This is a genomic window from Enterobacter sp. DC4, assembly GCF_000568095.1.
Lineage (GTDB): Bacteria > Pseudomonadota > Gammaproteobacteria > Enterobacterales > Enterobacteriaceae > Enterobacter > Enterobacter pseudoroggenkampii.
The window spans coordinates 98996-105300 of the sequence record NZ_AZUB01000012.1 but is presented as its reverse complement, the minus strand read 5'-3'; the positions used below and the strand labels follow the sequence as shown (position 1 = coordinate 105300).

General features: G+C 56.0%; 6 protein-coding genes. 2 read left to right on the top strand and 4 right to left on the bottom strand.

The genetic code is table 11. The features are described 5' to 3' along the window. Positions 1-287 precede the first annotated feature (287 nt). On the top strand, positions 288-995 hold the full coding sequence (locus P349_RS01905) for a FadR/GntR family transcriptional regulator (protein WP_024907901.1): 708 nt from the start codon (positions 288-290) through the stop codon (positions 993-995). After that, entirely contained in the window at positions 992-2425 is a 1434-nt protein-coding gene (gene mdtD / locus P349_RS01910) for a multidrug transporter subunit MdtD (RefSeq protein ID WP_032648599.1), read from the top strand. The genes P349_RS01905 and mdtD overlap by 4 nt, the downstream gene beginning before the upstream one ends. Here the strand turns inward: mdtD and rbsR are convergent. The 4 genes from rbsR to rbsC all read right to left on the bottom strand — a co-directional run bounded on the left by rbsR (position 2391) and on the right by rbsC (position 6304). Further along, positions 2391-3383 (bottom strand): ribose operon transcriptional repressor RbsR, encoded by a 993-nt coding sequence (rbsR, locus tag P349_RS01915; protein WP_024907899.1) that lies wholly within the window; start codon positions 3381-3383, stop codon positions 2391-2393. The two genes, mdtD and rbsR, sit on opposite strands and share 35 nt — an antisense overlap. Before the next feature lie 3 nt (positions 3384-3386). Beyond that, positions 3387-4316 carry a ribokinase gene (rbsK, locus tag P349_RS01920; RefSeq protein ID WP_032648603.1) on the bottom strand — a complete coding sequence of 310 codons (930 nt, stop codon included), beginning with the start codon at positions 4314-4316 and terminating at the stop codon, positions 3387-3389. A gap of 104 nt (positions 4317-4420) precedes the next feature. Continuing rightward, a complete protein-coding gene (rbsB, locus tag P349_RS01925) occupies positions 4421-5311 on the bottom strand; it encodes a ribose ABC transporter substrate-binding protein RbsB (protein WP_010426610.1) in 891 nt (296 codons plus the stop codon). A gap of 27 nt (positions 5312-5338) precedes the next feature. Continuing rightward, positions 5339-6304: a ribose ABC transporter permease gene (gene rbsC, locus P349_RS01930; RefSeq protein WP_006808742.1), complete on the bottom strand. Its 966-nt coding sequence runs from the start codon at positions 6302-6304 to the stop codon at positions 5339-5341. Position 6305 lies beyond the last annotated feature (1 nt).

Below are 6305 nucleotides of genomic sequence, written 5' to 3'. Positions count from 1 at the left end.
GCGCGGGGTGTGCATATTACGCTTTCCCGCTTCAGAGTCAAGCGTTTATTTTCGCTATTCTCTGCTGACCCGGCGGCGTGTGTGCCGTTGTTCCGTGTCAGTGGAGGCGCATTATAGGGAGTTATTCCGGCGTGACAAGAGGAAATTTAAAAAAAGTTTCTATCCGTGTTTTTTTTCACCAGCAGAGGTGAAATCAAGCTACAAATTGTTCTATTTGATGTATCTGCAACCACAATCACATTCGAGGTGGCATAATTATCAGCATGAATCTTTAAGGAATAAAAGCGATGCCATTAAGCGCACAACAGCTGGCCGCCCAAAAAAACCTGTCGTATGTGCTGGCAGAAAAGCTGGCTCAGCGGATTTTAGCGGGTAAATATGCCCCGGGCAGCATCCTGCCGGGTGAAATGGAGCTGGGTGAGCAGTTTGGGGTGAGCCGTACCGCAGTGCGCGAAGCGGTGAAAACCCTGACGGCAAAAGGTATGGTGCTTCCACGTCCTCGTATTGGCACACGCGTGATGCCACAGAGTAACTGGAATTTTCTCGATCAGGAGCTACTCTCCTGGTGGATGACGGAAGACAACTTTCATCAGGTCGTCGATCACTTTCTGGTGATGCGCAGCAGCCTTGAACCTCAGGCATGTCTGCTTGCCGCCACACTTGGCACAGCAGAGCAGAAAGCGCAGCTTAACGCGTTGATGGAAGAGATGGTGTTCCTGAAAAAACACTTCAACCGCGAACGCTGGGTTGAGGTCGATATGGCCTGGCATGAACATATCTATATGATGAGCGCCAATCCGTTCCTCACCTCGTTTGCCTCATTATTTCATTCGGTGTATCACACCTACTTTACCTCTATTACACAAAACGACGTGGTAAAACTGGAATTGCATCAGGCGATAGTGGATGCCATTCAGGAAAGCGACGGGCAGCGAGCCCTGAGTGCGTGCCAGGCATTACTGGCTGCGCCAACCCACCAGCAGGTAAATAAATGACAAAGAAAAAAGCGCGCAGCATGGCCGGATTGCCGTGGATTGCAGCCATGGCGTTTTTTATGCAGGCACTGGATGCCACCATCCTCAACACCGCGCTTCCCGCTATTGCGCAAAGCCTTAACCGCTCCCCGCTGGCGATGCAGTCCGCCATCATCAGCTACACCCTGACGGTTGCAATGTTAATTCCAGTTAGCGGCTGGCTGGCCGACCGCTTCGGTACCCGTAGAGTTTTCATGCTGGCCGTAACGCTCTTTACGCTCGGTTCGCTGGCCTGTGCGCTCTCCTCGTCCTTAACGGAACTGGTTATCTTCCGCGTTTTACAGGGCATTGGCGGCGCGATGATGATGCCCGTGGCACGCCTTGCCTTATTACGAGCCTACCCTCGAAGCGAACTGCTTCCCGTGCTCAACTTCGTTACCATGCCGGGACTGGTCGGCCCGATACTGGGCCCGGTACTCGGTGGCGTGTTTGTCACCTGGGCAAGCTGGCACTGGATCTTCCTGATTAATATTCCGATTGGCGTTGCGGGGCTGCTGTATGCCCGCAAATATATGCCGAACTTCACCACGCCAAGACGCAGCTTCGACATGGGTGGCTTTTTCCTGTTTGGCCTGAGCCTGGTACTCTTCTCCAGCGGGATGGAGCTGGTTGGCGAGAAGATCGTCGCGACGTGGATGGCGCTCTCCGTTATCCTCGCCGGCGTGCTGCTGTTCCTTCTTTATATACGTCACGCGCGCCGTCACCCGACGCCGTTAATCTCTCTTGGGCTCTTCAACACCCGAACCTTTTCCGTCGGGATCGCGGGAAACATTGCCTCGCGTCTGGGGACGGGCTGCGTACCGTTCCTGATGCCACTGATGCTGCAGGTGGGTTTCGGCTACCCGGCCCTGATTGCCGGCTGCATGATGGCGCCCACCGCAATGGGCTCGATTCTGGCAAAATCGACCGTGACGCAGGTGCTACGCTGGTTTGGCTATCGCAAGACGCTGGTTGGTGTGACGGTCTTTATCGGCCTGATGATTGCGCAGTTCTCGCTGCAGTCCGCCGCGTTACCCGTCTGGATGCTGATCCTGCCGCTATTCGTGCTGGGCATGGCGATGTCGACGCAGTTCACATCAATGAACACCATCACCCTTGCGGATTTGACCGACGAGAACGCCAGTAGCGGCAACAGCGTGCTGGCAGTAACCCAGCAGTTGTCCATCAGTCTGGGTGTGGCCGTGAGCGCGGCGGTACTGCGGTTTTATGAAGGTTTCGACAGCGCGAACACCGTCGAGCAGTTCCACTATACCTTTATCACCATGGGCGCACTCACCGTCGTTTCAGCGCTGGTCTTTATGCTGTTAAAACCGAAAGATGGCCGTAACCTGATTAAAGAACGCCATAAGGCGAAAGCTAAACCGAACCCCGTTCCATCAGAACAGGAGTAAGCTGCAGGCGTTGCTGCTGCAGCGTGGGCTGAGCCATTCGGTGGATCAACACATCGATGGCCAGCTCGCCCAGCTCATCTTTTGGCTGATGAATGGTGGTGAGCGGCGGCGTCATATAGCTGGCCAGCTCGATATCATCGTAGCCGATTACCGCCATATCGTCGGGAACACGCAAACCGGCCTGATATAACGCCTGATAGGCACCAAACGCCATGGCATCATTGCCGATAAACACCGCCTGTGGACGCTGAGGTTGCGCCAGCAGTGTTTGCATCGCTTCAAAACCACCGTGAAACTCAAAATCGCCGGTAATACGGTACCCTTCCGGCACGGAAAGGCCCGCCCGCGCCATTGCGGCGAGATACCCTTCCAGACGCAAACGCGCCGGGGTTTTATCCAGCGGGCCGGTAATACAGGCGATGCGGGTATAGCCTTTATCGATCAGATACTGGGTGGCCATATCGCCCCCCAGCAGGGAGTTATCCTGAATAAGGTCGCTGGTACCGTCGAACGGCGCCCAGTCCATCATCACTGTGGGAATGGAGGGGTAGCGCTGGATAATCTCTTTCGACGGCTGGTGCGTTTCGGTACAAAGCAGCAGTAGCCCGTCGACGCGTTTTTGCATCAGCGTTTCCAGGTTACGATTCATGCGCTGCTCGTCACCTTCGGTATTGCACAGCACCAGGCTGTAGCCACGCTCGAAGCAGCTGCGCTCCACGCCGCGAACCAGTTCTGAATAAAAGGGGTTGGTACTCGCGGTGATCAGCATACCGATGGTGCGCGTCTGGTTGAGCTTAAGGCTGCGCGCCAGCGCAGACGGCGCATAGTTGAGATCTTTTACCGCCGCTTCGACTTTCTCCCGAATCGCCTCGCTGACGAAGCGATCGTTGTTTATAACGTGAGAGACCGTCGAGGTAGAAACGCCCGCCATGCGGGCGACATCTTTCATTGTGGCCAAGCGTTACCCCTGCTGACTTAAGAATTCATCGATCTCTTTACGCCACGGAACGGAAGGCTGGGCGCCCTTGCGCGTCACCGCAATCGCGGCGGCAGCGTGTGCGAAGCGGATAGCGTCATCCATTCTCATGCCTTCCAGCAGCGCGGTCACCAGTGCACCATTGAAGGTGTCTCCCGCTGCGATGGTATCAATCGCCTTCACCTTAAAGCCAGGCACGCGACGGCCTTCGCCATTGACGCTTGCCCACACCCCACGGCTACCCAGGGTGATGATCACCGTTCCGATGCCTTTATCGTGCAGCGCACGCGCGGCTCGCGCAGCATCATCATCGTTTTCAACGCGAATGCCCGTCAGCTTTTCGGCTTCGGTTTCGTTCGGCGTGATGATGTCCACCAGCGCCAGCAGCTCGTCAGATAATACACGGGCAGGGGCCGGATTAAGTACGACAGTGGTATGATTTTCATGCGCAATTTTGGCGGCGGCCAGCACGCTTTCAACCGGCGACTCCAGCTGCATCAGCAGGGCTTCCGCTCCGCCGATGAGTACACGTTGCGCTTCTACGCGTTCCGTCGTCAGCGCCGCGTTAGCGCCAGCATGAATACCGATGACATTCTCACCTTCTGCGTTGACGAAAATCAGCGCCACGCCGGTAGATTCCCCTGCAACAACGCTGACCGGTGCGATATCGATATTGTCGCTCGCCAGCTGCTTGCGTACGCGCTCGCCGGTATCGTCATCACCCGTGCAGGCGATAAACGCAATATTTGCCCCGCTGCGACCGGCAGCAACGGCCTGGTTTGCACCTTTACCGCCAAATGCCACCTGATACTGGTTACCCGTGACGGTTTCGCCCGGTGTCGGGAACGATTCAAGGTTAAGAATGTGATCGGCATTGATACTGCCAAGGACGACGAGGTTACCTGCGGTTTTCATGGTTGGATTGTCCATCAGAGAGCGCCACCGGTGTTACCCGGTGGCGTATGCCACACTTTTCTTTATTGGTGTCCCTCAGGCCGCCGTGACGGCCTGATTCGCCTTTACTGCTTGATGACCAGCTTCAGGTCAACCGGGTATTTGGCCTGAACTTTTTCGCCCTTCAGCACTTTGTCGGCAGTTTCAACGCCAGTGGCGCCAATCTGCTCAGGCAGCTGAGCAATGGTCGCTGCCAGTTTGCCATCGTTTACTGCTTTTTCACCATCCGGCGTGCCGTCAAATCCGACAACCATCACATCAGATTTACCAGCGGTCTGCAGGGCACGCAGCGCGCCCAGCGCCATTTCGTCGTTCTGCGCGAATACTGCCTGCACGTCAGGGTGCGCGGTCAGCAGGTTCTGCATGACGTTCAGACCTTTAGTACGGTCGAAGTCCGCAGGCTGACTGGCCAGTACGTTGAATTTATGCGCTGCAACCGCCTGCTGGAAGCCTTCGCCACGCTCGCGGGCGGCAGACGTACCGGCAATCCCCTGCAGTTCGATAACTTTCGCGCCTTCGCCGGCTTTCTTCGCGATGTAATCACCGGCGATTTTGCCGCCCAGCACGTTATCAGACGCAATATGGCTCACAACTTCGCCTTTGGTTGCCTGACGGTCCAGGGTGATTACAGGGATCTTCGCCTGGTTTGCCATCTTCACGGCGTTGCCTACGGCATCAGAATCGGTTGGGTTGATCAGCAGAATTTTGGTGCCGCGAACGGTTAAGTCCTGAACGTTAGCCAGCTCTTTCGCCGGGTTGTTCTGTGAATCCAGAACCACCAGGTTGTAGCCCAGTTTGTCCGCTTCTTTCTGCGCGCCATCCTTCAGAGAGACGAAGAACGGGTTGTTCAGGGTAGAGACAACCAGCGCGATGGTGTCTTTCGCCATGGCGTTAGCACTTACGGTTGCGCTCAGCGCGACAGCGGAAACCAGGGTAGCCAGTTTTTTCATGTTCATATCTAAGATGTCCTGTAGTGTCGTCAGTTACTGTTTTTTGTTGTCTACCAGTACCGCCAGCAAAATCACCACTGCCTTAACGATCATCTGGTAATAGGAGGAAACACCTAACAAATTCAAACCATTATTCAGGAAACCGAGGATCAGTGCGCCGATCAATGTCCCAACAATGCGACCTTTACCGCCAGCAAGACTCGTACCGCCCAGAACCACTGCCGCAATGGCATCCAGCTCATACCCCGTACCCGCCGTTGGCTGCGCGGAGGAGAGGCGCGCCACTTCGATAATGCCTGCCAGTGACGCCAGCAGACCGCACAGGGAGTAAACGATAATTTTGACTTTATTAACGCTGATACCGGATAGACGCGTTGCCGCTTCGTTACCGCCCAGCGCATAGATATAACGGCCCAGACGAGTGTGATGCAGCATGTACCACGCCGCCAGGAAGACGATAGCCATGATCCATACCGGGGTCGGGACACCCAGCGGGCGACCGATACCGAACCAGCCAAACAGATCGGCGTTATCGGTAAAGCCGGTATTGACCGGGCTGCCGTTGGTGTAAACCATGGTCACCCCGCGCAGCAGCAGCATCATCACCAGCGTCGCGATGAACGCCTGAACGCGGCCTTTTGCCACAATCACGCCGGTGACGGCGCCTATCGCCGCACCTGCCGCCAGGGCAGCGGCCACGGCCACCAGCGCGTTGACTTCAATGCCGACAATCGAAGCGGCGATCGCGCCGGTGAGCGCCAGCAGGGAACCGACGGACAGATCGATACCTGAGGTCAGAATCACCAGCGTCATGCCGACCGCCATAATGGCGTTCACCGACGTCTGCTGCAGAATATTGAACAGGTTATTAACGGTGAAGAAATTCGGGCTCATGGTCGACACAATCGCGATCAGCACCAGCAGGGCAATCAGCGATTTTTGCTCCATCAGCCACGCCTTTGTGAAATAGCGGCGACCAGAAACAGCCTGGGTAGTCATC

What these genes read in the sequence shown, in the direction of transcription:
- mdtD (WP_032648599.1), top strand. Translation starts at nt 992, where the DNA reads ATGACAAAGAAAAAAGCGCGCAGCATGGCCGGATTGCCGTGGATTGCA.
- rbsK (WP_032648603.1), bottom strand. Translation starts at nt 4,316, where the DNA reads ATGAAAACCGCAGGTAACCTCGTCGTCCTTGGCAGTATCAATGCCGAT.
- rbsC (WP_006808742.1), bottom strand. Translation starts at nt 6,304, where the DNA reads ATGACTACCCAGGCTGTTTCTGGTCGCCGCTATTTCACAAAGGCGTGG.
- P349_RS01905 (WP_024907901.1), top strand. Translation starts at nt 288, where the DNA reads ATGCCATTAAGCGCACAACAGCTGGCCGCCCAAAAAAACCTGTCGTAT.
- rbsB (WP_010426610.1), bottom strand. Translation starts at nt 5,311, where the DNA reads ATGAACATGAAAAAACTGGCTACCCTGGTTTCCGCTGTCGCGCTGAGC.